Below are 24,695 nucleotides of genomic sequence, written 5' to 3'. Positions count from 1 at the left end.
ATCGCCTCCGCTTCGTCACCCTCGAGTTCGGGGTCGGTCGCGGCGCTCAGTACACGCGTCAGATACTCGTTCATGCTGACGCCACGGCGCTCAGCGGTACATCTGACCCGTCGGACCAGTTCTTCCTCGGCTCTCCACGTCACCTGACTCATAAGGGAAGCCTATGTGCTTGCATTCATGCATGCAAGCACATAGGCATCGGGGTTGGGGAAGATCAGACCCGCTCGATGATGGTGACGTTGGCCTGGCCGCCGCCCTCGCACATGGTCTGGAGGCCGTAGCGGCCGCCGGTGCGGTGCAGCTCTGCGACCAGCTTGGCCATGAGCACGGTGCCGGTGGCGCCCAGCGGGTGGCCGAGGGCGATGGCGCCGCCGTTGGGGTTGACCTTGGCCGGGTCGGCGCCCAGCTCCTGGATCCAGGACATCGGCACCGGGGCGAAGGCCTCGTTGATCTCGGTGACGTCGATGTCGTCGATGCCCAGGCCCGCCTTCTCCAGGGCGATCCGGGTCGCCGGGATGGGCGCGGTGAGCATGTACACGGGGTCGTCGCCCACCAGCGAGAGCTGCACGATCCGGGCCAGCGGGGTCAGGCCGTGCCGCTGGACCGCCCGCTCGGAGGCGATCAGGACCGCACCCGCGCCGACGGAGATCTGGCTGGCCACGGCGGCGGTGAGCGCCCAGCCCTCGCGCAGCGGCTTCAGACCCGCCATCTTCTCCAGGGTGGTGTCGGGGCGCACGCCCTCGTCGCGCTCCACCCCGGCCAGGGGGGCGATCTGCTCGTCGAAGTAACCCGCCTCCAGCGCCCGGGCCGCACGCTGGTGGCTCTCCAGGGCGAACTCCTCCAGCTGCTCGCGCTTGAAGCCCCACTTCTCGCACATGAGCTGGGCGCCGCGGAACTGGGAGATCTCCTGGTGGCCGTAGCGCTCGACCCAGCCGTCGCCGTACAGCCCGAGCCCGTTGTCGAGGGCGTACTGGACGTTGGCCCCCATGGGGACCATGCCCATGTTCTCCACGCCCGAGGCCACGACGAGGTCCTGGGTGCCGGACATGACGCCCTGGGCGGCGAAGTGGACGGCCTGCTGGGAGGAGCCGCACTGGCGGTCGATGGTGACGCCGGGGACGGACTCCGGAAGGCCCGCGGAGAGCCAGGAGGTGCGGGCGAGGTCGAGGGCCTGCGGCCCGACCTGGCTGACGCAGCCCATGATGACGTCCTCGACCGCGGCGGGGTCCACCCCGGTCCGGGAGACGAGTTCCCTGAGCACGTGCGCCCCCAGGTCCGCCGGGTGCACGGCGGCCAGGGCGCCCTTCTTCGTGCCGACGGGGGTGCGTACTACGCCGACGATGTATGCCTCGGCCACGGGGTCCTCCAAGGGCCTGGGTGACGGTTACGAACCGAACTGTATTCGGTTTCTCGGATCCGGCAAGCCCCCGCCCCCGCGAACACGGCGTCGCGCGGGTTGTCCACAGGAAGGGGCTTCCCGTGGCGGCGGACCGTGCTCGGTGCCAGTCTGGAGAAAAAAGCTGAGAAGGGGGGCTTGAGTCCCCCTCCCCTGGGGTGCCCTCAGGCCCGGTGCGCCCCCCGCTCCAGGTGCCCGGCGTCCCCCTCGTCCCCCAGGACGTCGGTGGTGATCCGCTCCAGGGCGGCCACCACCTCGGGGTGCTCCTCGGGCCCGTAGTCGGCCAGCAGCGAGCGCAGCGCGGTGCGCTGGGCCTCGAACATCCTGCGGGCGGCGGACGCGCCGCGCCGGCTGAGCTCCCAGGGCTCGCCCCCGCCCGCCAGGTAGCCCGCCTCGGCCAGCTCCCGGTGGACCGGCGCCCAGGAGTCGGCGGGCAGCCCGGACATCTCCACCAGCTCCCCGGGCGTCAGCGGCCCGGTCACGCCCAGGTGGCTGAGCACCCAGCACGCGCGCGGCGAGACCTCCAGGCCCGCCGCATCGCGCAGGCGCTCGTACATCTGGTCGGCGCCCTCCCGGCCGCAGGCCCGGAACACCTCCTTCTCCACGTGCGCGACGGCGCTGCGGCTCGCTGCGGCCACGGGCGGGATGGACTCGTCCAGGTCCGGGGAGTCGATGGTGGTGCGCAGCGGGATCTGCCGCAGGAACAGCGCCAGCACGAACCCGGCCAGGGCGACCGGAACCGCGCACAGGAAGACGGTGTCCACGGCGTCCGCGTAGGCCTGGAGGAAGGACGCCTGCGCCTGCGGGGCCAGCTGGTCCAGACTGCGCGGGTCGCTCTCCAGCGCCGCGGGGTCCACCCCGGGCGGCAGCTGGATCTGCGCGGCCCGCTCGGCCAGGTTGGCCGCCAACTGCCCGGAGAAGACAGCGCCGAACACCGCCGTGCCGAACGACCCCCCGATGGACCGGAAGAACGTCGCCGCCGAGGTGGCCACCCCCAGGTTCGCGTAGCTGGCGGCGTTCTGCACCACCACGACCACCACCTGCATCACCAGTCCCAGGCCGAGGCCGAGGACGAAGAAGTAGAACCCCATCCGCGTCATCGAGCTCTCCGGTCCCAGCCGCGAGAGCAGGAACAGGCCGAGGGAGGTCACCGCCATCCCCAGCACCGGGTAGACCTTGTAGTGGCCGGTGCGGGTGACCAGGCGCCCGCTGGTGATCGAGGTCAGGAACAGGCCCAGCACCATCGGCAGCAGGTGCAGTCCCGAGGCCGTGGGCGACAGGCCGTGCACGACCTGGAGGAACAGCGGCAGGAAGGCCATCGACCCCATCATCGCGAAGCCCACGCAGAAGCCGATCGCCATGGCCACCACGATGGTCGGGTCGCGGAACAGGCTGAGCGGCATGACCGGGTCCGGCGCCCGCCGCGCGGACAGCCACCAGCCCACGCCGAGCACCACGGCTACGGCGCCGAGGCCGAGGACCTGCGGCGACGTCCACGGGTAGAGGCTGCCGCCCCAGGAGGCGACCAGCGTCAGGCAGATCGCGGTGGCGGCCAGCAGCACGATCCCGGAGTAGTCGATGCTCTGGCGGCCGGTCGGCTGGCGGCGCGGCAGCACCACGAGCACCGTGACGAAGGCCAGCACCCCCAGCGGCAGGTTGACGTAGAACACCCACCGCCAGGACAGGTGGTCCACGAACAGTCCGCCGAGCAGCGGACCGGCCACGCTGGAGATCCCGAACACCGCGCCGAACAGCCCCTGGTACTTGCCGCGCTCGCGGGGCGAGACGACGTCGCCGATGATGGCGGAGGCCAGCACCATGAGCCCTCCGCCGCCCACCCCCTGGAGCGCGCGGAAGAGGATGAGCTGGAGCATGCTCTGGGCGGTCCCGCACAGGGCCGAGCCCACCACGAAGACGGCGATGCACACCAGGAAGAACTGCTTGCGGCCGAACTGGTCGCCGAGTTTGCCCCATAGCGGTGTGACGGCCGTGACCGCGAGCAGGTAGGCGGTGATCACCCACGACAGGTGGTTGAGCCCGCCGAGGTCGGACACGATCGTGGGCAGCGCGGTGGACACGATCGTCTGGTCCAGGGCCGCCAGCAGCACGGTGAGCATCAGCGCGCTCATGATCACCGCGATCCTGCCGCTCCGGTGCTCCCTGCGCGCCCGATGCCTGGCCTCGTACTGGACCATGGCCCTCCCCTCCCCCGGCCGGGCCGCACGCGGTCCCGTCCCTCGACTACCGGCTCCGCTGCCGCCACCCTAGGAAGCCGTCGCGCCCGTGCCCGCGGGAACCGCCGGACGGGCTACCACGGGCACGGGAACTTTGCCGGGGCTTGGACTGTCCCCTTCAAAACCGAATCTTGTTCGGTTACTGTGGCGTCACGCAGGAATCCCCGACACCCCGGAGCAGAGCATGAAGCGGGAACTCTTCGACACCGACCACGACCTCTTCCGCGCATCGGTGGCCGAGTTCCTCAAGCGCGAGGTCACGCCCCGCCATCCGGAGTGGGAGAGGGACGGGATCGTGCCCCGCGAGGTGTGGACCAGGGCGGGCGAGGTCGGCCTGCTCGGCCACGGCGTGCCCGAGGAGTACGGCGGCACCGGGCTGCGGGACTTCCGCTACAACACCATCGTCAACGAGGAGATCTGCCGGGCCCGCGCCAGCGGCCTGGGCGTCACCCTCCAGAACGACGTCATGGCCCCGTACATGGTCGACCTGACCGACGAGGAGCAGAAGCGGCGCTGGCTGCCGGGGTTCGCCAGCGGCGAACTGATCACCGCCATCGCCATGACCGAACCCGGGGCGGGCAGCGACCTCCAGGGCATCACCACCTCGGCGGTGCGCGACGGCGACGAGTACGTCGTCAACGGGTCCAAGACCTTCATCACCAACGGCGTCAACGCCGACCTGGTGATCGTGGTCGCCCGGACCGACCCCGACGCGGGCGCGCAGGGCTTCTCCCTGATCGCGGTGGAGCGCGGCGCCGCCGGGTTCACCCGGGGCCGCAACCTCGACAAGATCGGCATGAAGGCGCAGGACACCGCCGAGCTGTTCTTCGACGACGTGCGCGTCCCGGCCGCCAACCTCATCGGCCGGGAGGGCGGCGGATTCGTCCACCTGATGGAGAACCTGCCCCAGGAGCGGCTGTCCATCGCCACCTGCGCGGTGGCCTCCGCCGACGCCGTGCTCCAGCACACCATCGCCTACTGCCGGGAGCGGACCGCCTTCGGCCGTCCGATTGGGCGCTTCCAGAACACCCGTTTTGTTCTGGCCGAGTTGGCCACCGAGGTGGACATCGCCCGCACCTACGTGGACCGCGGCATCGGCCTGCTCAACCGCGGTGAGCTGACCGTGGAGGACGCCGCCATGGCCAAGTGGTGGACCACGGAACTGTGCAACAAGGTCGTGGACCGGTGCCTCCAGCTTCACGGCGGGTACGGGTACATGATGGAATACCCCGTGGCACGGGCCTGGCAAGACACCCGCGTCCAGACGATCTACGGTGGCACCACCGAGATCATGAAGGAGATCGTCGGGCGCGGCCTGGGTCTGTGACCGCACAACCCCCTCCCCAGAAGGGTCGGAGCTGGAATGAGCGGTGCTTGGGACGGCCTCATCGTCATGGGCCTGCTGGTCGTGCTGCTCGTGATCGGGGTGCGCAAGCTCCGACCCCGGGTCCACATCCCGTGGACCACCAGCGGGATCGTGGTCTTCTTCGTCTTCCTGTGCCTGCTGCTGTGGGCCTGGTCCTGGCGCTAGACAGGGCCCTCCCTGACGGGCGGGCCGGTGCCGCGGCCCGCTCCCCCTCCGCGACAGGCGTCAGCGGACCGCCGGCGGCCGCCGAAGGGACGGGCCCGGCGAGTCGCGGCGGTTCCACGACGGCGCCGGGCCCGGAGGCGGCGGGAGGCTAGTCCCGCCCGGCCTTCTCCCCGTCGTCGGCCCTGTGCTGCTCCCCGGTCTCCTCGGAGTGCATGGGCATCTCGAACCAGACCGCCTTGCCGTCCGGGGTCGGCCGCGCCCCCCACCGGCTGGCCAGCTGCTCGACCAGGTACAGGCCGCGGCCGCCCTCGTCGTCGGCGGCGGCGCTGCGGATGCGGGGCAGGCGCAGGTCGTTGTCGAAGACCTCCACCCACACCGTGTTCGCGCCCCGCCGCAGCCGCAGCAGGAACTCCTTCTCCCCGGCCTCCTCGGCGGGTTCGTCGGCCTCCTCGGCCACCGCCTCCAGCAGGTCGGTCCAGTCCTCGTCGAACTCGTCGGCCACCGCGTCGAGCGGGGTCTCGGAGTCCAGCACCCCTCCGCCGGTGAACTCGCGGTGCACCGGGTGCGGGGTGGCGTGGATGACGACGTTGGTGACGATCTCCGAGACCAGCAGGCAGGCCAGCTCGGCCTGGTCGCGGTCCACCCCCCACTCGCTGAAGGTGCGGGCCGCCATGTGGCGGGCCTCGCCCACGGTGGAGGCCTCCGAGGGGAACCAGCCCTCGCGCAGCGCCAGCTCCTCGGAGTGGGTGCGCACGACCAGCAGCGCGGTGTCGTCGTCGTGCTCGCCCGGGACGCTGTGCACGGCCGCCTCGGCGATCTGGTCCACGTCCTTGTCGGCGACCTCGGCCACCCGCTCCGCCAGCAGCTCGAAGGCGCTCTCGGGGTCCGCCCTGCCCCCGGCCGGGCGCCGGTCCACGAGCCCGTCGGTGTACAGGACCAGGGTGGCGCCGATGGGCAGGCGCAGGTTGGCCTGGTGGTAGACCACGTCCTCGCCTGATCCGCCCTTGGCCCGCACGCCCAGCATGCGGTCGGTGACCTCCAGGTCGATCTTCTCCACCGACTCGGAGGTGACCAGCAGCGGGGGCGCGTGCCCGGCGTTGGCGTAGGACAGCTCGCGCGACCAGGCGTCGTAGACCATGTACAGGCAGCTGACGCTGGGGATCCAGGTGCCGCCCTCCTCGTCCTCCTGGCCCAGCTGGCGGACCCACTCGTCGAGTTCGCGCAGGATGTCGGCGGGCTCGCGGTCGGCCTGGGCGAAGGCGCGCAGCGCGGCGCGCAGCTGTCCCATGACGGCGGCGGCGTGCGGGCCGCGGCCCTCGACGTCGCCGATGACCAGGCCCACGCGTCCGGCGGAGAGCGGGATGGCGTCGTAGAAGTCCCCGCCGATCTGGGTCTGGACCCCGTACCCGTCGGAGCGCAGCGGTCCCGCGGGCAGGTAGCGGTGGGCCGCGGTCAGCCCGTCCAGCCGGGGCAGGCTGCTGGGCAGCAGGCTGCGCTGGAAGGCCAGCGCGGTGCTGCGCTCCTGCTCGAACAGGCGGGCGTTGTCGATGGCCAGGGCCACTCGGGAGGCGATGGCTCCGACGAGGTCGCGGTCGAAGCCCCCGTAGGTGCTCTTCTGCCGCGGGGAGAGCCCGGACAGCGCCAGGGTGAGCACGCCCAGCACCTCGCCGCGGGCCCGCAGCGGGGCGGCGATGGCGGAGGTGACGCCGACCTGGCGCGAGACCTGGTCGGAGCGCGTGCTGGGCGAGTTCTCGAACAGGTACTCGCTGCTGACCACCGTCTCCAGGCGGCGCAGGGCCTGGGTGACGAAGTGGCGTTCGGGGTAGCGGACCTCGTCGCCGACCTCGAACCAGGTGCGCGGCGGGGGCGTCCACCCCTCGGCGTGCACCGACACCTGTCTGACCAGGCGGTCGCGGTCGTAGAGGTCGATGAAGCAGTGGTCGGCGAACTGCGGCACGAGGATGCCCGCGACCCCCCTGACCGTGGAGTCGAACTCCAGGGAGCTGGTCAGGCGGCTGCCGATGCGCTCCAGCAGGCCGTACTGCTCCTCCACCCGTCCGCTGCGCAGGGCCTCCCTGGCGATCAGGGTGATGCCGTCGATCTCGCCGGCCTCGTTGTGCATGGGCACGGCCTGGGCGCGCACGTGGATCCAGGTCGAGTCGCCCCGGAGCACCGCGAAGGTGCCCTCCCACGGCTCGCCGCGCAGAACGCGCCGGGCCAGCTGGGAGGCGTGCTCCCGGTCGGACTCGTGGATACCGATGTCGAGCAGGGAGAGGCCGACGTAGTCGCGACCGCCCACGAACCCGAACAGCTCGCGCGCGAAGGGGTTCCAGTAGCGCAGGAGGCTGGCGCGGTCGATGACGACGATGGCGATCTGCGCCTGGTCCGCCACGGCGGCCGCGGCGAGCGCGTCACCCTTGGGGAAGGGCTCACCCCACCGTGTCATCTAGCCGCCACCTCGCCGTCATGAGCTGCATACATGCCCGCTCCGGGTACCCCGAACGACCGCACCTTGGAGCGAGCGTAGCAACACCGTCAACGTTCCCGCAGCGCAATGTGACAATCCTGATGAGCAACCAATCAACGCGTCCGTACGGTTCACGGCTTGGCGACGAAGATGTGCCCGGCGACGAGCGCCGAGAGCTCGGTTTCCCCGGTCTCACCGTCGGTCACGCGGACCCCGTCGTCAGAGGCTCGCAAGACCACTTCCTGTCCCGGTTGTACCCCGGATCGGCGCAAGGTGAGCATGATGTCGGCGTCCGACTGGATCTGCTCGCTGATACGCCGCACGGTGACCGTGGTCTCGCTGTTCCCGGCGACGTCGATCATCGGGACGATCGAGTCGTCGGTGAAGGGCTCGGGGGAGTAGTCCTCCAGGCCCAGCTCGTCCAGGCCCGGGATCGGGTTGCCGTGCGGGCACACCGAGGGGGCGTTGAGCAGCGTGACCAGACGCTCCTCCACGGCCTCGGAGATGACGTGCTCCCAGCGGCAGGCCTCGATGTGCACGTCCTCCCAGGGGAGTCCGATGACGTCCACGAGCAGGCGCTCGGCGAGCCGGTGCTTGCGCATGACGTGGGTGGCCAGACGGCGCCCCTCGGCGGTCATGACCAGGTGCCTGTCGTTCTCCACCCGCAGCAGGCCGTCGCGCTCCATGCGGGCCACGGTCTGGCTCACCGTGGGGCCGCTCTGGTGCAGGCGTTCGGCGATACGGGCCCGAAGCGGGACGATGCCCTCCTCTTCGAGCTCGAAGACCGTACGGAGGTACATCTCCGTGGTGTCGATCAGCCCGTGTGCGGTCAAGTCTCCCCTCCCAAGGCTCTGTGCCCGGCGCGCGGTCACGACGGGCACGGCGGGTCTCTCACAACACAGGCCGGGGCGACGTGATTCCCAGGGGCCGAGTGGGGACCGGGGCGTCCGCAGGACCGCGGGAGCGACCACCGATACACGCAAGCATATCGTGGCGCGGGGCACCCGGTTTTCTGCCCGGTCTCACGATGCGGATACGTTCTCCCCCCGCGGCAAGGGCACTTGGTCACGCGGACGGGGGCCTTCCAGCCCACCGCGTGCGCCGGAGGGGCGCCGGGCCGTCGCCCACCTGCGGGAACGGGCCCCGAACTCCCGTACGAAGCGGCCAAGATCACTCTCGGGAGCGGCGCGCGACGGGCGCGTCACCGGACGGCCCGGTCAGGGCGCCAGGCGCTCCACGCTCCAGGAGCCGTCGGGTTCGCGCAGGTAGCGGAACCGGTCGTGCATGCGGTCGGCACCGCCCTGCCAGAACTCCACCTCGCTCGGCACGAGCCGGAAGCCGCCCCAGTAGGCGGGCCGGGGGATCTCCTCCTCGGCGGCCCAGACCGTGTCGAACTCCCGGTAGAGCCGGTCGAGTTCGGCCCGGTCCGCCACCGGCCGCGACTGGCGCTCGCTGGCCCAGGCTCCCAGCTGGGAGCCGCGCGGGCGCGAGGCGAAGTAGCGGTCGTTCTCCTCGTCGCTGAGCCGCTCCACCCGTCCGGCCAGCAGGACCTGGCGCCGGATGGCGTGCCAGGGGAAGACCGCGCTGGCGCGCGGGTCGGCCTCCAGGGCCCGTCCCTTGCGGGAGGTGTAGTTGGTGAAGAAGCGCAGTCCGGTGCTGTCGTAGCCCTTCATCAGCACGGTGCGGGCGCGGGGCATGCCCGAGGGCTCCACGGACGCCAGGACCATGGCGTTGGGTTCGGCCAGTCCGGAGTCGTAGGCCTCGTCGAACCACAGGTGGAACTGCGTCATGGGGTGGTCGGCGAGGACAGAGCGCCTCAGGGGCGCGCCCAGGTACGGTTTGCGCAGTTCGGCGGGGTCTTGGTGGTCCACACGGGGCATCCTCTCGTGCCGGGTGCCGCGCGCGCCACCCGGACCCGCGCGTCAGGCGCACGCCGGTCCGGGGTCGACCGTGCCCGTGCTGACCTGGCCGCAGGCGGCGATCACGTGCTGGCGTTCGCCGTCCGAGCCCAGCGGGCCGACCACGACGAGCTGGACCATGCGGTCGCGGTACCAGTTGCCCTCGGAGGGCTCCCCGAAGCCGAGGTAGCCGGAGACGGCGGACAGGTTGTGCGTGCCCTGGATGTTCTCCACGAGCGCCTGCTGCTCCTGCTCGTACCCGGTGTCGGTGCCCAGGAACGGCGAGGGCCGCTCGGTGGGCGCGGCCGAGGCCTCCCGGGGCCCGTCGCTCTCGGGGAGGGGGTGGGAGATGCCCCGCAGCGCGCGTGAGACCACCTTGAGCGCGTCGTGGGCGACGGCGGCGTGGGTGATCGAGGGCATGCCGCCGTCGGCCGCCACGGCCTCGGCGTCGGTCCCCCGCTCCCGCTCCTCCCCGGTCTCCTCGTCCTCCTCCTGGCCGTTGTAGAGCTCCCTGATGAGGGCGTCGGCCTCGGCGTAGAAGGCGCGCTCGCTGCCGCGCGTGTACTGGCTCCAGGCGCCGCTGGCGGCGAGCGGGGTGTAGAAGACGGGGTACCCGGAGGCGTGGCCGAGCGTCTCGGCGTGGTCGGTGACGAACTTGGCGATGTCGTCCCCGCCGAGGATGTCGACCCCGGCCTCCACGCACATCCCCTCCTCCTGGATCTGGTTGTGGAAGTCCATGAAGTCGGTGGAGCGGCCCGCGAAGTAGATGACGTCGGGCGGGTCCTCGGCGCACACCCGCGACAGCTGGTCGGCCTGGGTGGGGCCGCCGTCCTGGTAGGGCAGCACGCCGGGGAAGGGGTCGGCGCCGCCGTCGGCGAGGGTGACGGGGTGGGCCTCCCCGCCGTCCGTCCAGGGCTGGCCGCCCAGGGCGCGGAAGGCATTCATGAACCTCACTGCCAAGTGGGGGCCGTAGCTCTCCCCCTCCTGGTTGTCGGCGATGGCCACGGCGGTGCGGGCGGGGCCCAGCGACTCGGGCTCCTGCCCCTCGGCCAGCCCCTCGCCCGTCCACGGCACGCCGCGGTAGGCCCACAGGGCGGCCTGGTCGGCCAGGCGGGTGTTGGAGGGCGCCACGGGGAAGAAGTACTGGCTGTACTTGCCCGAGGTCTCCATGGCCACGTCGTCGAAGGTGGCGGTGGTGCCGACCATGGGGATCCGGGCCCCGCTGAGGACGCGGACGGCCTCGGTGTTGGGCTGGACGCTGTGGCCGAAGCCGACGGCGGCCACGGGCCGGTCCATGCCCAGGCCCTCGTCCTGGGCGCGTTCGACGATCGTCTCGGCGGTCTCGCGCGCGTACCGCCAGCCCTCGCCGGTGTTGGCGATCAGGATCTTGATCCGGGGGAGGGAGGCGTCGCCCGAGGCGTTGTGCTCGGCCTGCTGGTGGGCCAGGCCCAACAGCTCGCCCTGGACCCCGGCCAGGGACAGGTCGCTGCCGCCGGTGGTGCTGAGTTCGGCGACGTAGGCGATGGTGACGTGGTTCTCGTCGTCCTCGTCGATCAGCTCGTTCTGCTCGTGGATGCGCTCGGTGACCTCGCGCAGGCGCTCGTGGAAGACGAAGTCGCCGAAGGTCACCCCGACGCAGTCCTTGCCGTGCCGTTCGATGCCCCGGGGTGTCCAGACCCCGCCCGACGCGCACGGGTTGAAGCGCTCGGCCACGACCGGGCCGACCACCCACAGGGCCAGGACGGCGACGGCGGTGACCGCGGCGGTCGCCGTGGCCGCGACCCCGGTGATCGCACCGGCGGTGAGCACCCGGGCGCGTTCGGGCGGGTCGGGGTTGCCCACCCAGGTGGAGGAGTCGGCCGGGATCCGCTGGGTGAGCAGTCGGGAGCGGCCCAGCACCCCGGCGGCGTGGCGCTCGCGCAGCCACCGCGACACCGCCTCCTCGGGGCGGCTGCCGTTCTCGGCCTCGGGCAGCGTGGGGTAGCGGGCGACGTCCACCCGGTCGTCCACCAGCGGCCGGGTGCCGCGGTCGCGCACCTGCACGACGAGCAGGGGGTCGGGGAAGGCGCGGCGCAGCCGCTCGTCCTCGATGAGGCGGACCAGGTAGTGGCCGACCCGGTCGAGGCGGTCCTGGTCCACGAGGAGCACGGGGCGCTGGCGGCGCCCGCGGCGCGGGGAGAACGGGCGGCGTCCCGGGGAGCCGCCGTGGGTGTGCGCGAGGTCGTCGAGGAAGGCGTTGACGGCGAGCCGGTGGACGCCGGGCGGACGCTCTCCGCGCGGGCGTTCGGCGGCGTCGTCGTCCTTCCCGCGCTCGGGCCGCTCCTGCGGGGGCACGACCGCGACGACCGCGTGCCGTCGGCGGCGCGGGGCCAGGGACGCCCACCAGCCGTCGTGCGCGGGCGTGGTGTCGGGGCGCTCGGGAGGGCGGCCGTCCCCGGCCCCGCCGGGCTCACCGCGTTCTCCGTCGGCCCCGGGGTCGCGGACGAGGCGTCCGGTGAGGCGTCGGCGGTTGAGCAGGTTGAGGACGTGGACGCCGCGGGCGCGGTGGTTGCGGGGAACCGACTCCTTGTCGTCGCTGGCGGCCTGGGTGTCCACCACGTACCGGTGGTGGTTGAGCCAGCGGTAGGAGCGCCAGGGCAGGACGAGGAAGAGGCCGAGGCAGGCGTAGACGACCGCCAGCAGCAGGCCCACGCCCAACGTGACCAGGTTGTTCAGCCCCTGGAGCACGAGACCGAAGACACCGGCGACGACACCGCCCAGGATGACGGGCGCGGCCAGGGTGGCGAGGTTGAGGAGGAAGCCCCAGGGGGTGAGCACGTGTGTGTCGGCCTTGCCGAAGGTCACCCGGCCGGTGAGGCGGGCGACGAACACGGCGGTCCGCTGGAAGGCGCGGTCGTAGAGGCCGCGCAGGCCCGAGCGCAGGCGGTGGGGGTAGCGGCGCACGGCCCCGGTGTCGTCCGCCGCCCGGTCGGCGTCGCGGTCCGAGCCCCGGCCGTGTTCGAGCTTGGCCCGGCTCAGCTCGGCGACGACGTAGATCTGCGCCTTGGCGTTGGCGTCGAGGTCGGCCTCGTCCTGGACGACCTCCTCCCCCGAGACCGCGGAGCGGATGGCGCCGAGCCTGCACACGCGCAGCCACAGCAGGGAGCGCAGCCGCGCGAAGCGGGGCCAGGGCGGGGGTCTGCGCCCGCGCTCCTTGGCGGGCCGTACGGCGTCGGCCTCGGCCAGCAGGCCCGACATCAGGTCGTAGAGCTCCTCGGTGGTGGCGTGGGCCTCGTGCGCCCGGGACCGCGCCCCGGGCGCGGGGGCGCCGGAGGGGCCCAGGGGCAGCCGCCAGACCGGCTGGTCGCCGCAGCGCTCGGTGAGCACCCGCAGCAGGGCCTCGCGGTCGGCGCCCTCCTCCAGTTCCAGGTCGAGCACAGGCGGGGGCTCGGCCACGTCGCCGCGCTGGGCGCCGCCGCGGTTGCCGACGGGGAGCCTGCGGGCGGCCCGCCGCTCCATCCTGCCCATGAGGCGGGTGTCGGCCCGTGTGGGGCGCACGCGCAGGGCGTCGAAGACCCGCAGGAAGGCGCTGCCCTCACGCCCGTGTGCGGTCTCGGGGTCGGTGCTGCTGTCGGCCACGTGTGGACGCCCCTCCGTATCGCGCGTCGTGTTCTGGCGTTCCCCCCGAAACCCCTCCCATAAGACCGCACTCCTAGCGAAAAATGCACCTGTATGAATGGAAATGCGACTGGCCTATACCGGCCAGAACCTTTGGGAACGTGACATAGCGCCCGCTTCCCCGCTTCGTTTCGGGCGTCCCAACAGCTGCCCTGACCGGCCCCGCCGCCTCCACCGCCACTACGCTGGTGGTCGTGACCGACGAGATTCAGATCCCCGCGAACCTGCTGCCCTCCGACGGCCGTTTCGGCAGTGGCCCGTCCAAAGTCCGCCCCGCCCAGATCGAGGCCCTGGCCGCCTCCGGCTCCCGCTACATGGGCACCTCCCACCGGCAGAAGCCGGTCAAGTCCCTGGTCTCCCGGGTGCGCTCCGGGGTGAGCGAGCTGTTCTCCCTCCCCGACGGCTACGAGGTGGTCCTCGGCAACGGCGGCACCACCGCCTTCTGGGACATCGCCGCGCACGGCCTGCTGCGCGAGAAGTCCCAGCACCTGGCCTTCGGAGAGTTCTCCAGCAAGTTCGCGAAGGTCGCCAAGGGCGCGCCCTGGCTCCAGGAGCCCACCGTCATCAGCACCGACCCGGGCAGCCACGGCGAGCCCGTGGCCGAGGCCGGCGTGGACGTGTACGCGCTGACCCACAACGAGACGTCCACCGGTGTGGCCGCGCCCATCAGGCGCGTGGCGGGCGCCGACGAGGACGCGCTCGTCCTCGTGGACGCCACCAGCGGCGCGGGCGGCCTGCCGGTCGACATCGCCGAGACCGACGTCTACTACTTCGCGCCGCAGAAGAGCTTCGCCGCCGACGGCGGGCTGTGGCTGGCCGTCATGTCGCCCCGGGCCCTGGCCCGCGTGGAGGAGATCGCGGCGAGCGGCCGCTACGTGCCGGAGTTCTTCTCGCTGCCCACGGCGATCGACAACTCCCGCAAGGACCAGACCTACAACACCCCGGCCGTGGCCACGCTGCTGCTGCTCGCCGAGCAGCTGGAGTGGATGAACGGGCAGGGCGGGCTGGAGTGGACCGTGGCGCGCACCGCCGAGTCCTCCTCGGTCCTCTACGACTGGGCGGAGAAGTCGCCGGTCGCGACGCCGTTCGTCACCGACCCGTCCAAGCGCTCCCAGGTGGTCGGCACCATCGACTTCAGCGACGACGTGGACGCCGCCGCGGTGGCCCGGGTCCTGCGCGCCAACGGCGTGGTCGACACCGAGCCCTACCGCAAGCTGGGCCGCAACCAGCTGCGCGTGGCCATGTTCCCGGCGATCGACCCGGACGACGTGCGCGCGCTCACCGAGTGCGTGGACCACGTGCTCACCGAGCTGTCCTGACCCGTTCGTCCCGCATTGCACAATGGAGGCCGACCCGCGTCGGGTCGGCCTCCCCCTTTTCCCGGCATCTCGCTTCTCAGGACGGTTCGGCTGTGCGCAGGAACAAGAAGGAACCCCCCATCAAGATCATCTCGCACCGCGGTGCGTCGGGGCACCGCCCCGAGCACACGCTGGCCTCCTACGAGCTGGGGGCCCGGCACGGCGGCGACTTCATCGAGATGGACCTGGTCTCGACCAGGGACGGGAGGCTGGTCTGCCGCCACGAGCAGGAGATCGGCGGGACCACGGACGTGGCCGAGCGCCCCGAGTTCGCCGACCGGCGCACCACGCGCACCGTCGACGGGCGCGAGGTGACCGGGTTCTTCGCCCAGGACTTCACGCTGGAGGAGATCCGGACGCTGCGCGCGGTGGAGCGCCTCCGGGACGTGCGCGCGGACAACGCCGTGATGGACGGGACCTACGGGATCCCGACCCTGGAGGAGGTCATCGAGCTGGCGCTGGCGCTGACCAAGGAGCTGGGTCGCCCGATCGGGATCTACCCCGAGACCAAGCACCCCGCCTACCACGAGGCGCAGGGCCTGGAGCTGGAGCCGGTGCTGATCGAGGTCCTGCGCGAGGCGGGGCTGACGGGCCCGGAGCCGCTGGTGCCGGTGTTCCTCCAGTCCTTCGAGGCCGACAGCCTGCGCAAGCTGGCCGTGACGGAGCTGCCGCTGGTCTACCTCATGGGCGCCGAGGAGCACTGGCTGCACCACACCACACCGGACGGCCTGGCCGAGGTGGCGACGTTCGCGCACGCGATCGGCCCGGCCAAGAGCCTGGTCGTGCCCGTGGAGGACGGGGTGCTCGGGGAGCCGACCGACCTGGTGGAGAACGCGCACGCGGCCGGGCTCCTGGTGCACCCGTACACGTTCCGCAGCGAGAACCACTTCCTTCCCGCCGAGCTGCGCTCGGAAGGCGAACCGGGCGACTACGGCTCCTTCGCCGCCGAGTACGAGGCCTTCTTCGAGGCCGGGGTGGACGGCGTGTTCACCGACTTCTCCCGGCACGCCTTCCTGGCGCGCGAGCACTTCCTGGACCCGCAGCCCGAGGGATAGGGGGTCAGCCCCGTCGGGCCAGCAGAACGATCGCGACGATGACCAGGGCGGCGACCGCGCCGCCGCCCACGATGAAGGGCAGCGCCCCCCGCGTCTCGGGTTCGACGGTCCCGTCCTCCCCCGCGGGCGTCTCCCGCGCGGCGACCTCCCGTACCGGGGGCTCCTCGGCGAGGTAGCGGTCCTCCAGCGGGATCCGCCAGACCGGCGCCCCGGGCCCCTCGGTCCCGGCCATGAGGGCGGTGCCGTCGGGGGTGAAGGCGATGGCCTCGCCCTGGTCGGACTCGGGCAGGTCGAAGGCGCCCAGGGAGGAGCCGGGCACGCCCCCGGTGGCGTCGTAGACCGTGGCCCCCCAGTAGGTGCGGACCACGTAGCGGCTGCCGTCCGGGCTGAAGGCGGCGTCGGTGGCGAACAGGGGCGCCGAGTCGATCCGCTCCAGGACGTGCTCGGCCCCCGGTTCGAGCTCCTCGGGCGCGGCGTACAGGCCGCCGGAGAACTCCTTGGTCACCACGTACATCCGGCCGTCGCGGGGGTCGACCATCAGCGACTCGGCGTCGCGTCCCCCGTCCTCGTAGGTGAAGGTGAACACCTGCGGGTCGACCGCCGTGTCGGCGAGCGCCCCGGGTTCGGGGAAGCGGTGGACGCTGACGTCGGGCCAGCCTCCGTCGAAGTTGTCGCCGATGTCGGCCACCAGGACCGACGGCGTCCCGTCGGGGGCCTCGGCGACGGTGATCGCCTCCCAGTCACGGCGGTCCAGGTTCAGCGTGACCGTGGCGAGGGTGTGCCCCTCCTCGTCGACCGCGTACACCTCGTTCAGGTGCTCGCCGCTGTCGTTGTGGGTCCACCACACGCCTTCGTGCAGCAGGGAGGGGGCGATTCCACTGGACTCGGAGATCCTCGGGTCCTGGAACTCGAAGGCGATCTCGGAGCCCTCGGGCCCCTCGCCTCCGCGGGGGTAGTCGACACCACCGGTGCCGGGGTCGCTCGGGTCCTCGGGGAAGGCCAGGGCCGGGGCGGCCGGGAGGGTCGCGAAGAGGGCTGCGGCGGCAAGAACGAGCGGAGTTCTCATGACCGACATCCTGCCAGGGAACGCCACGGATGGCTTGTACCCGTGCGGTAACGGGCACATTGGGCTTACGGAGCGCCGTTAGGAGGGCACCCATGAGGATCGTCGCCTGTCTCAACGGGGACCGCCGCCCCGGAGCGCACCCCGCCCTGCCCGTGTCCGTGGACCAGCTGGTGGCGGACGCGCACGCGGTGGTGGCGGCGGGTGCGACCGAGCTGCACCTGCATCCGCGCGACCCCACCGGGGCCGAGTCGCTGGCGCCCCAGGTGGTGGGCCCGCTCATGGAGCGGCTGCGCGCCGACGGGCCGCGGGTGCCGGTGTCGCTGACCACGTCGCTGTCGGCGGAGTCGGATCCGTGGCGGCGCTACGACCTGGTGCAGCGCTGGGCCTCGTCGGCGCTGCCGGACTCGGTCACCGTGAACCTGCACGAGGCGGGCTCGGTGGACCTGGCGCACCTGCTGGAGGACCGCCGGATCGGGGTGGAGGCCGGGGTGTGGACGGTGGAGGCCGCGCGTATCCTCGTCGCCACGAAGCTCAGGGTGGCGGCGGTGCTGGTGGAGCCCACGCAGGTCGCGGTGGAGGACGCCCGGCGCAACGCCGAGGCGATCTGCTCCCTGCTGGACCGGGCGGGGGCGAACCAGCCGCGGCTGCTGCACGGGGCCGACGCGACGGCCTGGCCCGTCCTGGAGACGGCGGTGGCCTCGGGCTACGACATCCGGATGGGGTTGGAGGACACCATGCGCCTGCCCGACGGCGGGGAGGCGTACGACAACGCGGACCTGATCACGCGCGCGGTGAGCCTGGCCTCCGCCTCCGCGTGACCCCGGGACGGCGGAGCGGCCGGTGACCGTCGGGGCGGGGGCGGGCCGCCGTCGTCGGCCTGGCGCACGCCGGTCGGGGGCCGCCGTGCGGCGGCTCAGCCGACGAGGGCGCCCAGGAGCACGATGAGCATGATGCCCCCCAGAACCACGGGCAGCAGCCAGCGCTGCTTGCGGTTGTTGGTGAGCATGCTCATGACGTGCTCCGCTCAGGAGGTCGGGTGGGATCCGCCTCCCAGCCTAACCGCCAGGTCCGGACGGTTCGGTAGCGGTCCTCCCGCTCCGGCCTGCTCTCCACGAGATGCGCCTCGCGGACCGGCCACCCGTGGCCGGGCAGTGCGCCGAGGGCGTCGGCGGTTCCGGTGAGGTCGCGCGCGGGACGGCTGCGGGCCACCGTGATGTGCGGCACGTAGGGGCGGTTCTCGACGGGTACGCCGACTTCGGCGGCGGCGGCGCGCAGTCCGTCGGCGAGGGCGTGGAGGGAGGCGGTGTCGCCGCCGAGTCCGGCCCAGAGCACGGAGGCGCGGCGGAGGTCGCCCGGAAAGGCTCCCCAGCCCTCGGCTGTGATGTGGAAGGGCCGGTGCCCGCGGGCCTCCCGGCCGAGGGCGTCGCCGAGCGCGGGCAGGAGGGCCTCGTCCACCTCGCCGAGGAAGACCAGGGTGAGGTGCCACTCGCCGGGATCGGCCCAGCGCAGGCCGGGGGTGCGGCCGCGGCCCCGGTCGACGGCCCGGCGCAGCGCGTGCGCCGTGTCGGGGGGCGGGTCCAGTGCCGCGAACAGTCTCATGCCCCCATTGTCCCCGGGAGCTGCGGTCTGCCCGGCAGTCGCGGTCTGCCGGGGGCTCCGGGTCCGTTCCCCGGAAAGCACGCCGGAGCCCGCCGGGCCCGCGAGCGGCCGGTTCGGCGGCGACACGGGCTCCGCAGGACCGGAACGGCCCCCCGGTCGTGCCCCGAGGACGGCGGGGCACGACCGGGAGTCTCAGGTACGGGTGACCGTGTCCGGTCGGGTCCCGTCCCCGTCCGGGACGAGGCGGACCCGGGTGGAGCCGTCCGGAAGGCGCTCGGCGTCCACCCGCTCGCGCTCCGCCTCCGGGGCCTCCTCGCGTTCGCTCCCGGTCTCCGCGGTCTCCTCCTCGGCGATTGCCTCCTCGGCGGTCTCCGCGTCCGCGGAGGAACGCCGCCCCGGGAGCACGTCGCGCGGGCGCACGCCCTTGGCACGGAAGAGCAGGGCGGAGATGACCGTGACGACCACGAGGGTCACCGCACCGCCGATGACCAGGCTCGTCTCCGGGCCGAAGGTGTCGGCGAGCAGGCCCACCACGGGCGCGCCGATGGGCGCCACGCCCATGAACACCAGCAGGAACATGCTCATGACGCGTCCGCGCATCCGCGGGTCCACGCTGAGCTGGAAGGTGGCGTTGAGCGTGGTCACGTACGTCATGAAGGCCACGCCCATGGGCACCAGCACCAGGACGAACGGCACGTAGCCGGGCATGAGCCCGGCGACGACCTGGAGCGCGCCGAAGGCCAGCGACCCGATCAGCACCAGCCGCAGCCGGGGCCGGTCTCGGCGGGCGGCCAGCAGGGCGCCGGCGAGGGCGCCGACGGCCAGGAAGGCGGCGGCCACGCCGAACGCGTCGGCTCCGGCCTCGAACACGTTGTTGACCATCAGCGCGATCTGGTTCTGGCTGTTGGCGCCGAAGAACTGCGTGGCGGCGGCCAGCACCAGCAGCAGGACCAGGTCGCGTCTGCCGCCGATGTAGCGCAGCCCCTCCCGGATCTGCCCCTTGCCCCGGGCCACCCGCTCGGTGGGGTTGAGCTCGGAGGTGCGGATCATCATCAGGGCGAGGATGGTGAACCCGAACGACGCGCCGTTGATGAGGAAGACCGGTCCACTGCCGATGACCGCGATGAGCAGGCCGGCGACGGCCGGACCGGTCACCCGGCCGAGCTGGAAGCTGGCGCTGTTGAGCGCGATGGCGTTGGACAGGTGCTCGCGCTCGACCATCTCCGGGACGAAGGCCTGCCGCCCGGGGTTGTCGAGCACGGTGATCATGCCGAGCACGAAGGCGAACAGGTACACGTGCCAGACCTGCGCGGCCCCCGCGGTGGCCAGGATTCCGAGGCCGACCGCGAGCACGCCCATGGCGGCCTGGGTGCACACCAGCAGCCTGCGCTTGTCCAGCCGGTCGACCAGCGCCCCGCCCCACAGCCCGAAGAGGAGCAGCGGCAGGAACTGGAGGGCGGTGGTCATGCCGAGCGCGATACCGCTGCCCCCGCTGAGCTGGAGGACCAGCCAGTCCTGCGCGATGCGCTGCATCCACGTGCCGGGGTTGGACAGCAGCTGGCCCAGGGCGTACAGCCGGTAGTTGCGGTTGGCCAGGGACCGGAACATGGCGATACGCCGCATCAGTCCCTCCCCTCGGACGCGAGGGGAGGGACTGATGCGGCCATCGGCGGTCGGCTTCGATCTCGGCCGGGTGGACAAAGCGGGCAAATAAGTAAACGGCGTTGACTCATCACTGGAGTCAACGCCGTTCACCGCCGCCGGAATTCCCGGACGGCGCGAAAGCCGTGCCTCAGCCGATCAGGGCGTTGATCGGCGCCTCGGCGAAGTGGATCAGGAAGACGGCCGAGACCGCCCACACGAGCGGGTGCACCTGGCGCGGCCTGCCCTGGACCAGGCTGACGAACGTGTAGACGATGAACGCCATCCCGATGCCGTTGGCGATCGAGTAGGTGAAGGGCATGATCACGATCGCGAAGAACGACGCCAGGCCCACGGCCGGGTCCGTGAAGTCGATCTTGACCACCGGCACCAGCATCATGAAGCCGACGATGATGAGCACCGGGGTGGCGGCCTCGAACGGCACGATGGTGACCAGCGGCGAGAAGAACGTCGCGACGAGCATCATCAGGCCGGTGACGATCGGGGCGAGGCCGGTGCGCGCGCCCTCGGCGACGCCCGCCGCCGACTCCGCGTAGACCGTGGCGATGGAGGCCGAGGCCGCGCCGCCGAAGACGGTGCCGAAGGCGTCGATGGCCAGGACCTCGCGGGTCCCCGGCATGTTGCCGTTCTCGTCGACCAGGTCGGCCTGGTGGGCGACGCCGACCATGGTGCCCATGGTGTCGAAGAAGTCGGCCAGCATCAGTGTGAGCAGCAGCATCACGACGGTGGCGACACCGATGTCGGACCAGCGGGCCAGGAAGTTGAAGCCGCCGTCGAGGAACATGCCGACGAGGGAGAAGTCGGGCAGCGCGACGATGTCGCCGACGGAGCCCGGCAGGGTCGGAGTCGGCCCGTCGGGGTCGCCGCCCGCCAGCTGCCAGGCCAGGACGCGGTCGCCCGCCAGGGCCTCCACCGCGATGGCCGCGACCGTGGAGACGGCGATGCCGATGAGCATCGCGCCGGGGACCTTGCGCACGTAGAGCCCGATGGTGACCAGCAGGCCGATGACGAAGATCAGCAGGGGCAGGGTGTTCAGGCCGCCGCTGCCCAGGCTGAGGATGGTGCCGCCGCCGCCCTGGACGAAGCCGGAGTTGGCGAAGCCGATGATCGTGAGGAACAGGCCCACGCCGACGCCGATGGCGATCTTCAGACCGCCGGGGATGGCGGCGAAGACGGCGGAGCGGAACCCGGTCATGACCAGGACCGTGAGGATGAGGCCCTCGACGATGAGCAGCAGGAAGACGTCGGACCAGGGCATCAGCGGCGCGACCCCGTAGGCCACGACGGCGTTGAGCCCCATGCCCGCGGCGAGCGCGAACGGGTAGCGGCTGACCACGCCCATGAGGACGCTGCTGATCGCGGCGACCAGGGCGGTGACGGCGACGAGCTGCGGGATCTCCAGGACCTCGCCGTTGACGTCGGCGGTGTTGTGCAGGATCAGGGGGTTGAGCACGATGACGTAGGCCATGGCGAAGAAGGTCGCCAGACCGCCCCGCACCTCGGTGCCGAAGGTGGACCCGCGCTCGGAGATGCGGAAGTAGCGGTCGAGGCGGCCCGACGGTGTCTTGCCGGTACCGCTGGGGGATGGACTTGGAGTTTTCACGTCGTCAGCCTGACCTGGTCGTACTTACTGGACAAGAAGGATTCTGCGTCAGATTAGTTGCATGTTCACACAACACCGGCCACGCGTTTCCCTGGGTTTTCGTAGGAAAGACCATAGGGCCGGAGGATCGGCTCTTCGGATGTGACGAATCCGTCCCCACGCGGCGGGGCGGTCCGGCGTGCGCGCCCGCCCCTCGCCGGTGCGCGCGCCGCCTCCCCCGTGCGCGCAGACCCCGCCCTGCCGTGAGCGGATAGCCTGGGACCGTGCGCAAACCTCGTCAGCCCGACCCGGACGTCCACGAGAGCGACTACCGCGTGCCCGCCGCGATCGGCACCCTGGCGTGGACGGTGGCGCTCGTGGTCCTCATCGCGATGGGCGACGGGCTGCCCGCGTCCGAGCGCTGGTGGATCGGCGTCTGCGTGACCGGCATCGTGCTGGGCGTGTTCGGGTTCCTGTACATACCCCACCTGCTGCGCAGGCGCTCCGACGCCGCCGAGCGCCGGGCCGACCACTCCTGACCAGCGCCGGGCACCCCCCGGCGGGGCACCGCGGTTCTGCCCGATAATGGGCGGGTGTCTGAGACGAGATTTCCGCGCGGTCTGGCCGAGCGACTCCGCGGCATCCTCATCGACGCCGACTACACCGTGTCCGGCGTCCGCGACCGCCTCGGCGACGCCGCCGCGCGCGCACTGGCCCGCGAGGAGCTGGTGCCCGCCCTGCGCGCCACCGGCGGCGACGAACGGCTCGGACTGCTGCTGCGCCTGTGGTGGCTGCGGTCGTCCATCCCCGCGCGCGCCGCGCGTTCGATCCTGCCCGTGGACGAGCTGGCCGAGGCCGGGCTGGTCACCGTGGAGGAGGGGCGGAGCGGGCCCGTCGTGCGCGCCCTGGTGCACCTGGGCCCCTGGGAGCTGGAGGACGGCAGGCCCGGGTTCGTGGTCTCCGACCCCAAGGTGCGCCCCGGCAGCGGCGCGGTCCCCGATCCCGACCACGTGGTGGGCGCGGGCGGCGCCTCCTCCACCCTGTCCCAGCTGATCGTGGACGGACCGGTGGAGCGCGCCCTGGACGTGGGCACCGGCTGCGGGGTGCAGGCCCTGCACCTGGCCTCGCGGGCGCGCGAGGTGGTGGCCACCGACCTCAACCCGCGCGCCGTGCGCCTGGCCGGGATCAGCCTGGCCCTGTCCGGGGTCACCGACGCCCGCCTGGAGCAGGGTTCGCTGTACGAACCGGTCGCGGGCGAGCGCTTCGACCTGATCGTGTCCAACCCGCCGTTCGTGATCACCCCCGACTCCTCCCGGTACACCTACCGGGAGTCGGACCTGCCCGGCGACACCGTGTGCGCCGAGCTGGTGAGACAGGCCCCGGCGCACCTGACCGAGGGCGGCTGGTGCCAGATCCTGGCGAACTGGGTGCACCGCGACGGCGACGACTGGGAGGACCGGGTCGGCGGCTGGGTGACCGGGACCGGGTGCTCGGGCTGGGTGGTCCAGCGCGACGTGCAGGACCCCGCCGAGTACGTGGAGCTGTGGCTGCGCGACTCCTGCGAGCACGGCACCCCCGAGTACACCCGCCGCTACGACGCCTGGCTCGACTACTTCGAGCGCGAGGGCATCAAGGGCATCGGGTTCGGATGGATCTGCCTGCGCAACGACGTCGCCCAGGACGCGACCGTGCGCGTGGAGGAGCTGCGGCACGAGATCGAGCGGCCCGTGGGCCCCTACCTGCCCGACGTGGTGGACGGGGCGATGACCGCGCTGCGCCTGACCGACGCCGCGCTGCTGTCCGCGCACGTGGCGCTCGCGCCGGGCGTGGTGGAGGAGAGGGTGGGGCGCCCCGGCGCTCCGGACCCGGAGAAGATCCTGCTGCGCCAGCGCGACGGCCTGCGGCGCGTGGCCCGCGTGGGGACGGTGGAGGCCGCCCTGGCGGGGGTGTGCGACGGCACCATGCCGGTCGGCCCGCTGCTGAACGTCATCGCCGAGCTCATCGGCGAGGACCCCGCGCTGGTGCGCGAGCGCACGCCCGACGCGCTGCGCACCCTCATCGCGGAGGGGTTCTTCCGGGTGGCCCGCTGACCGGGGCCGCCCGGGCGGACGGCCCCGGCGGGCCGGAAGGCGCCGAACTCGGCCCGTACCACCCCGGTCAGCCCGCCCGAGGAGCGCTCGCCCTCGTCGAGCAGTCCCAGCGGGCGACGCCGGACGGGGTCTCCGAGGACGTCGAAGGCGCGCATGACCTGGCCTTATAGGCGAAGGCTTGTACAAGCCGGCGTTGACGAACCGATGCGCTAGCGTTCTCCCATGGCGCGAATCGAGGAACTCGTCCACTACCCGGTCAAGGGATGCGCGGGCACGTCCGTGCGGACCGCCGAGATGACGTCCGCCGGTATCAGGCACGATCGCACCTTCATGGTGGTCGACGACGCCGGGGGCTTCCGCAGCCAGCGCAACGACCCCCGCATGGCGCTCATCCGGGCGGGGATCACCGCGGACGGCGCGCGCCTGAGCCTGGGGTGGGCGGGGACAGGCGGGTCGGCGCCCCTGGAGGTCGGGGTGGACCCTGGGGGCCCGCGCTTGGACGTGACCATGCACCGGCAGCCGTTCGTCGGCGTGGACCAGGGCCGTGAGGCCGCGGAGTGGCTGTCGGAGGCGCTCGGCGCGCCCAGCCGCCTGGTGCGGGTGCCCGACGACCACGACCGCCACGTGGGCGGACTGACCCCGGGCACCAGCGCGTTCGCGGACAGCACCGCGGTGCTGATGGCGTCGCTGGCCTCCCTCGACCTGCTCGGCGAGCGCATCCTCGCCCGGGGCGCCGAACCCGTGCCGATGAACCGCTTCCGGCCCAACGTCGTGGTGTCGGGGTGGGCCGAGCCGCACACCGAGGACCGCGTCCGCGCCCTGCGCCTGGGCACCGCGGAGCTGGGCTTCGCCAAGGTGTGCGTCCGCTGCGTGGCCACGACCGTCGACCAGGCCCGGGGCGTCAAGGCGGGGCCCGAGCCGCTGCGCACCCTGGCGGACTACCGCCGGGCCCAGGGCGGGGTGGCCTTCGGCGCCAAGTTCGCCGTCACCCGCACCGGAACGCTGGCCGTGGGCGACGAGGTGGAGGTGCTCGCCTGGGAGCAGGCCCGGGACGGGGACCCGGACCTGGCGGGCGCTTCGGCCTGACCTCCGTCCGCCGC

The 24,695-nt window shown here is 72.4% G+C and carries 18 protein-coding genes; 8 read left to right on the top strand and 10 right to left on the bottom strand.

The window, feature by feature from the left end; translation table 11 throughout:
* Nucleotides 1–214 precede the first annotated feature (214 nt).
* Both G011_RS0107360 and G011_RS0107355 read right to left on the bottom strand, forming a co-directional pair.
* Nucleotides 215–1,357: an acetyl-CoA C-acetyltransferase gene (locus tag G011_RS0107360; RefSeq protein WP_026338108.1), complete on the bottom strand. Its 1,143-nt coding sequence runs from the start codon at nucleotides 1,355–1,357 to the stop codon at nucleotides 215–217.
* Between the two features lie 203 nt (nucleotides 1,358–1,560).
* Nucleotides 1,561–3,591 (bottom strand): MDR family MFS transporter, encoded by a 2,031-nt coding sequence (locus G011_RS0107355; protein WP_019607908.1) that lies wholly within the window; start codon nucleotides 3,589–3,591, stop codon nucleotides 1,561–1,563.
* Between the two features lie 223 nt (nucleotides 3,592–3,814).
* On the opposite strand from G011_RS0107355, the gene G011_RS0107350 reads away from it, so the two are divergent.
* A complete protein-coding gene (locus tag G011_RS0107350; protein ID WP_019607907.1) occupies nucleotides 3,815–4,957 on the top strand; it encodes an acyl-CoA dehydrogenase family protein in 1,143 nt (380 codons plus the stop codon).
* Between the two features lie 36 nt (nucleotides 4,958–4,993).
* Nucleotides 4,994–5,161: a hypothetical protein gene (locus tag G011_RS32035; protein ID WP_013155167.1), complete on the top strand. Its 168-nt coding sequence runs from the start codon at nucleotides 4,994–4,996 to the stop codon at nucleotides 5,159–5,161.
* Between the two features lie 148 nt (nucleotides 5,162–5,309).
* On the opposite strand, the gene G011_RS0107340 is transcribed toward G011_RS32035, so the two are convergent.
* The 4 genes from G011_RS0107340 to G011_RS0107325 form a co-directional block, all read right to left on the bottom strand.
* Nucleotides 5,310–7,607 (bottom strand): SpoIIE family protein phosphatase, encoded by a 2,298-nt coding sequence (locus G011_RS0107340; protein ID WP_019607906.1) that lies wholly within the window; start codon nucleotides 7,605–7,607, stop codon nucleotides 5,310–5,312.
* A gap of 152 nt (nucleotides 7,608–7,759) precedes the next feature.
* Nucleotides 7,760–8,461, bottom strand: a complete 702-nt coding sequence (locus G011_RS0107335; protein ID WP_013155169.1) for a metal-dependent transcriptional regulator — start codon at nucleotides 8,459–8,461, stop codon at nucleotides 7,760–7,762.
* A gap of 384 nt (nucleotides 8,462–8,845) precedes the next feature.
* On the bottom strand, nucleotides 8,846–9,499 hold the full coding sequence (pdxH, locus tag G011_RS0107330) for a pyridoxamine 5'-phosphate oxidase (RefSeq protein WP_019607905.1): 654 nt from the start codon (nucleotides 9,497–9,499) through the stop codon (nucleotides 8,846–8,848).
* Between the two features lie 51 nt (nucleotides 9,500–9,550).
* The gene (locus G011_RS0107325) at nucleotides 9,551–13,144 is read right to left on the bottom strand and encodes an ABC transporter substrate-binding protein (protein ID WP_026338107.1); all 3,594 of its coding nucleotides are present in this window, start codon (nucleotides 13,142–13,144) and stop codon (nucleotides 9,551–9,553) included.
* A 227-nt stretch (nucleotides 13,145–13,371) separates the two neighbouring features.
* Here G011_RS0107325 and serC point away from each other — a divergent pair, with 227 nt between their 5' ends.
* Together serC and G011_RS0107315 are read left to right on the top strand one after the other, a co-directional pair.
* Nucleotides 13,372–14,502, top strand: coding sequence for a phosphoserine transaminase (gene serC / locus G011_RS0107320; RefSeq protein WP_019607904.1), 1,131 nt, complete (start codon nucleotides 13,372–13,374; stop codon nucleotides 14,500–14,502).
* A 92-nt stretch (nucleotides 14,503–14,594) separates the two neighbouring features.
* Nucleotides 14,595–15,596 (top strand): glycerophosphodiester phosphodiesterase family protein, encoded by a 1,002-nt coding sequence (locus tag G011_RS0107315; protein ID WP_019607903.1) that lies wholly within the window; start codon nucleotides 14,595–14,597, stop codon nucleotides 15,594–15,596.
* 4 nt (nucleotides 15,597–15,600) lie between these two features.
* On the opposite strand, the gene G011_RS0107310 is transcribed toward G011_RS0107315, so the two are convergent.
* The gene (locus G011_RS0107310) at nucleotides 15,601–16,662 is read right to left on the bottom strand and encodes a hypothetical protein (protein ID WP_019607902.1); all 1,062 of its coding nucleotides are present in this window, start codon (nucleotides 16,660–16,662) and stop codon (nucleotides 15,601–15,603) included.
* 92 nt (nucleotides 16,663–16,754) lie between these two features.
* Here G011_RS0107310 and G011_RS0107305 point away from each other — a divergent pair, with 92 nt between their 5' ends.
* Complete coding sequence (locus G011_RS0107305) at nucleotides 16,755–17,480, top strand: 3-keto-5-aminohexanoate cleavage protein (RefSeq protein ID WP_019607901.1); 726 nt, start codon at nucleotides 16,755–16,757, stop codon at nucleotides 17,478–17,480.
* Nucleotides 17,481–17,670: 190 nt separating this feature from the next.
* Here the strand turns inward: G011_RS0107305 and thpR are convergent, their stop codons facing one another.
* From thpR to G011_RS0107285, 3 genes are all read right to left on the bottom strand, one after another.
* Nucleotides 17,671–18,261, bottom strand: a complete 591-nt coding sequence (gene thpR, locus G011_RS0107295) for an RNA 2',3'-cyclic phosphodiesterase (protein ID WP_019607900.1) — start codon at nucleotides 18,259–18,261, stop codon at nucleotides 17,671–17,673.
* Between the two features lie 192 nt (nucleotides 18,262–18,453).
* A complete protein-coding gene (locus G011_RS0107290; RefSeq protein ID WP_019607899.1) occupies nucleotides 18,454–19,884 on the bottom strand; it encodes an MFS transporter in 1,431 nt (476 codons plus the stop codon).
* A gap of 169 nt (nucleotides 19,885–20,053) precedes the next feature.
* Nucleotides 20,054–21,526: an NCS2 family permease gene (locus G011_RS0107285; protein WP_026338106.1), complete on the bottom strand. Its 1,473-nt coding sequence runs from the start codon at nucleotides 21,524–21,526 to the stop codon at nucleotides 20,054–20,056.
* 263 nt (nucleotides 21,527–21,789) lie between these two features.
* Between G011_RS0107285 and G011_RS0107280 the strand changes: the two genes are divergently transcribed.
* The 3 genes from G011_RS0107280 to G011_RS0107270 all read left to right on the top strand — a co-directional run bounded on the left by G011_RS0107280 (nucleotide 21,790) and on the right by G011_RS0107270 (nucleotide 24,681).
* Nucleotides 21,790–22,044, top strand: coding sequence for a DUF2530 domain-containing protein (locus tag G011_RS0107280; protein ID WP_013155181.1), 255 nt, complete (start codon nucleotides 21,790–21,792; stop codon nucleotides 22,042–22,044).
* 54 nt (nucleotides 22,045–22,098) lie between these two features.
* Nucleotides 22,099–23,595: a methyltransferase gene (locus tag G011_RS0107275; protein WP_019607897.1), complete on the top strand. Its 1,497-nt coding sequence runs from the start codon at nucleotides 22,099–22,101 to the stop codon at nucleotides 23,593–23,595.
* A 222-nt stretch (nucleotides 23,596–23,817) separates the two neighbouring features.
* Nucleotides 23,818–24,681 carry an MOSC domain-containing protein gene (locus G011_RS0107270; RefSeq protein WP_019607896.1) on the top strand — a complete coding sequence of 288 codons (864 nt, stop codon included), beginning with the start codon at nucleotides 23,818–23,820 and terminating at the stop codon, nucleotides 24,679–24,681.
* Nucleotides 24,682–24,695: the final 14 nt, after the last annotated feature.

The organism is Nocardiopsis sp. CNS-639 (assembly GCF_000381685.1).
Classification (GTDB): domain Bacteria; phylum Actinomycetota; class Actinomycetes; order Streptosporangiales; family Streptosporangiaceae; genus Nocardiopsis; species Nocardiopsis dassonvillei.
The sequence above is the reverse complement of the archived record's forward strand: the minus strand, read 5'-3'. Positions and strand labels throughout refer to the sequence as shown.

Excerpts from the sequence above, each read along its gene's own strand:
- G011_RS0107355 (WP_019607908.1), bottom strand. The coding sequence starts at position 3,591 with ATGGTCCAGTACGAGGCCAGGCATCGGGCGCGCAGGGAGCACCGGAGC.
- G011_RS0107350 (WP_019607907.1), top strand. The coding sequence starts at position 3,815 with ATGAAGCGGGAACTCTTCGACACCGACCACGACCTCTTCCGCGCATCG.
- G011_RS32035 (WP_013155167.1), top strand. The coding sequence starts at position 4,994 with ATGAGCGGTGCTTGGGACGGCCTCATCGTCATGGGCCTGCTGGTCGTG.
- G011_RS0107340 (WP_019607906.1), bottom strand. The coding sequence starts at position 7,607 with ATGACACGGTGGGGTGAGCCCTTCCCCAAGGGTGACGCGCTCGCCGCG.
- G011_RS0107310 (WP_019607902.1), bottom strand. The coding sequence starts at position 16,662 with ATGAGAACTCCGCTCGTTCTTGCCGCCGCAGCCCTCTTCGCGACCCTC.
- G011_RS0107305 (WP_019607901.1), top strand. The coding sequence starts at position 16,755 with ATGAGGATCGTCGCCTGTCTCAACGGGGACCGCCGCCCCGGAGCGCAC.
- thpR (WP_019607900.1), bottom strand. The coding sequence starts at position 18,261 with ATGAGACTGTTCGCGGCACTGGACCCGCCCCCCGACACGGCGCACGCG.
- G011_RS0107290 (WP_019607899.1), bottom strand. The coding sequence starts at position 19,884 with ATGCGGCGTATCGCCATGTTCCGGTCCCTGGCCAACCGCAACTACCGG.
- G011_RS0107270 (WP_019607896.1), top strand. The coding sequence starts at position 23,818 with ATGGCGCGAATCGAGGAACTCGTCCACTACCCGGTCAAGGGATGCGCG.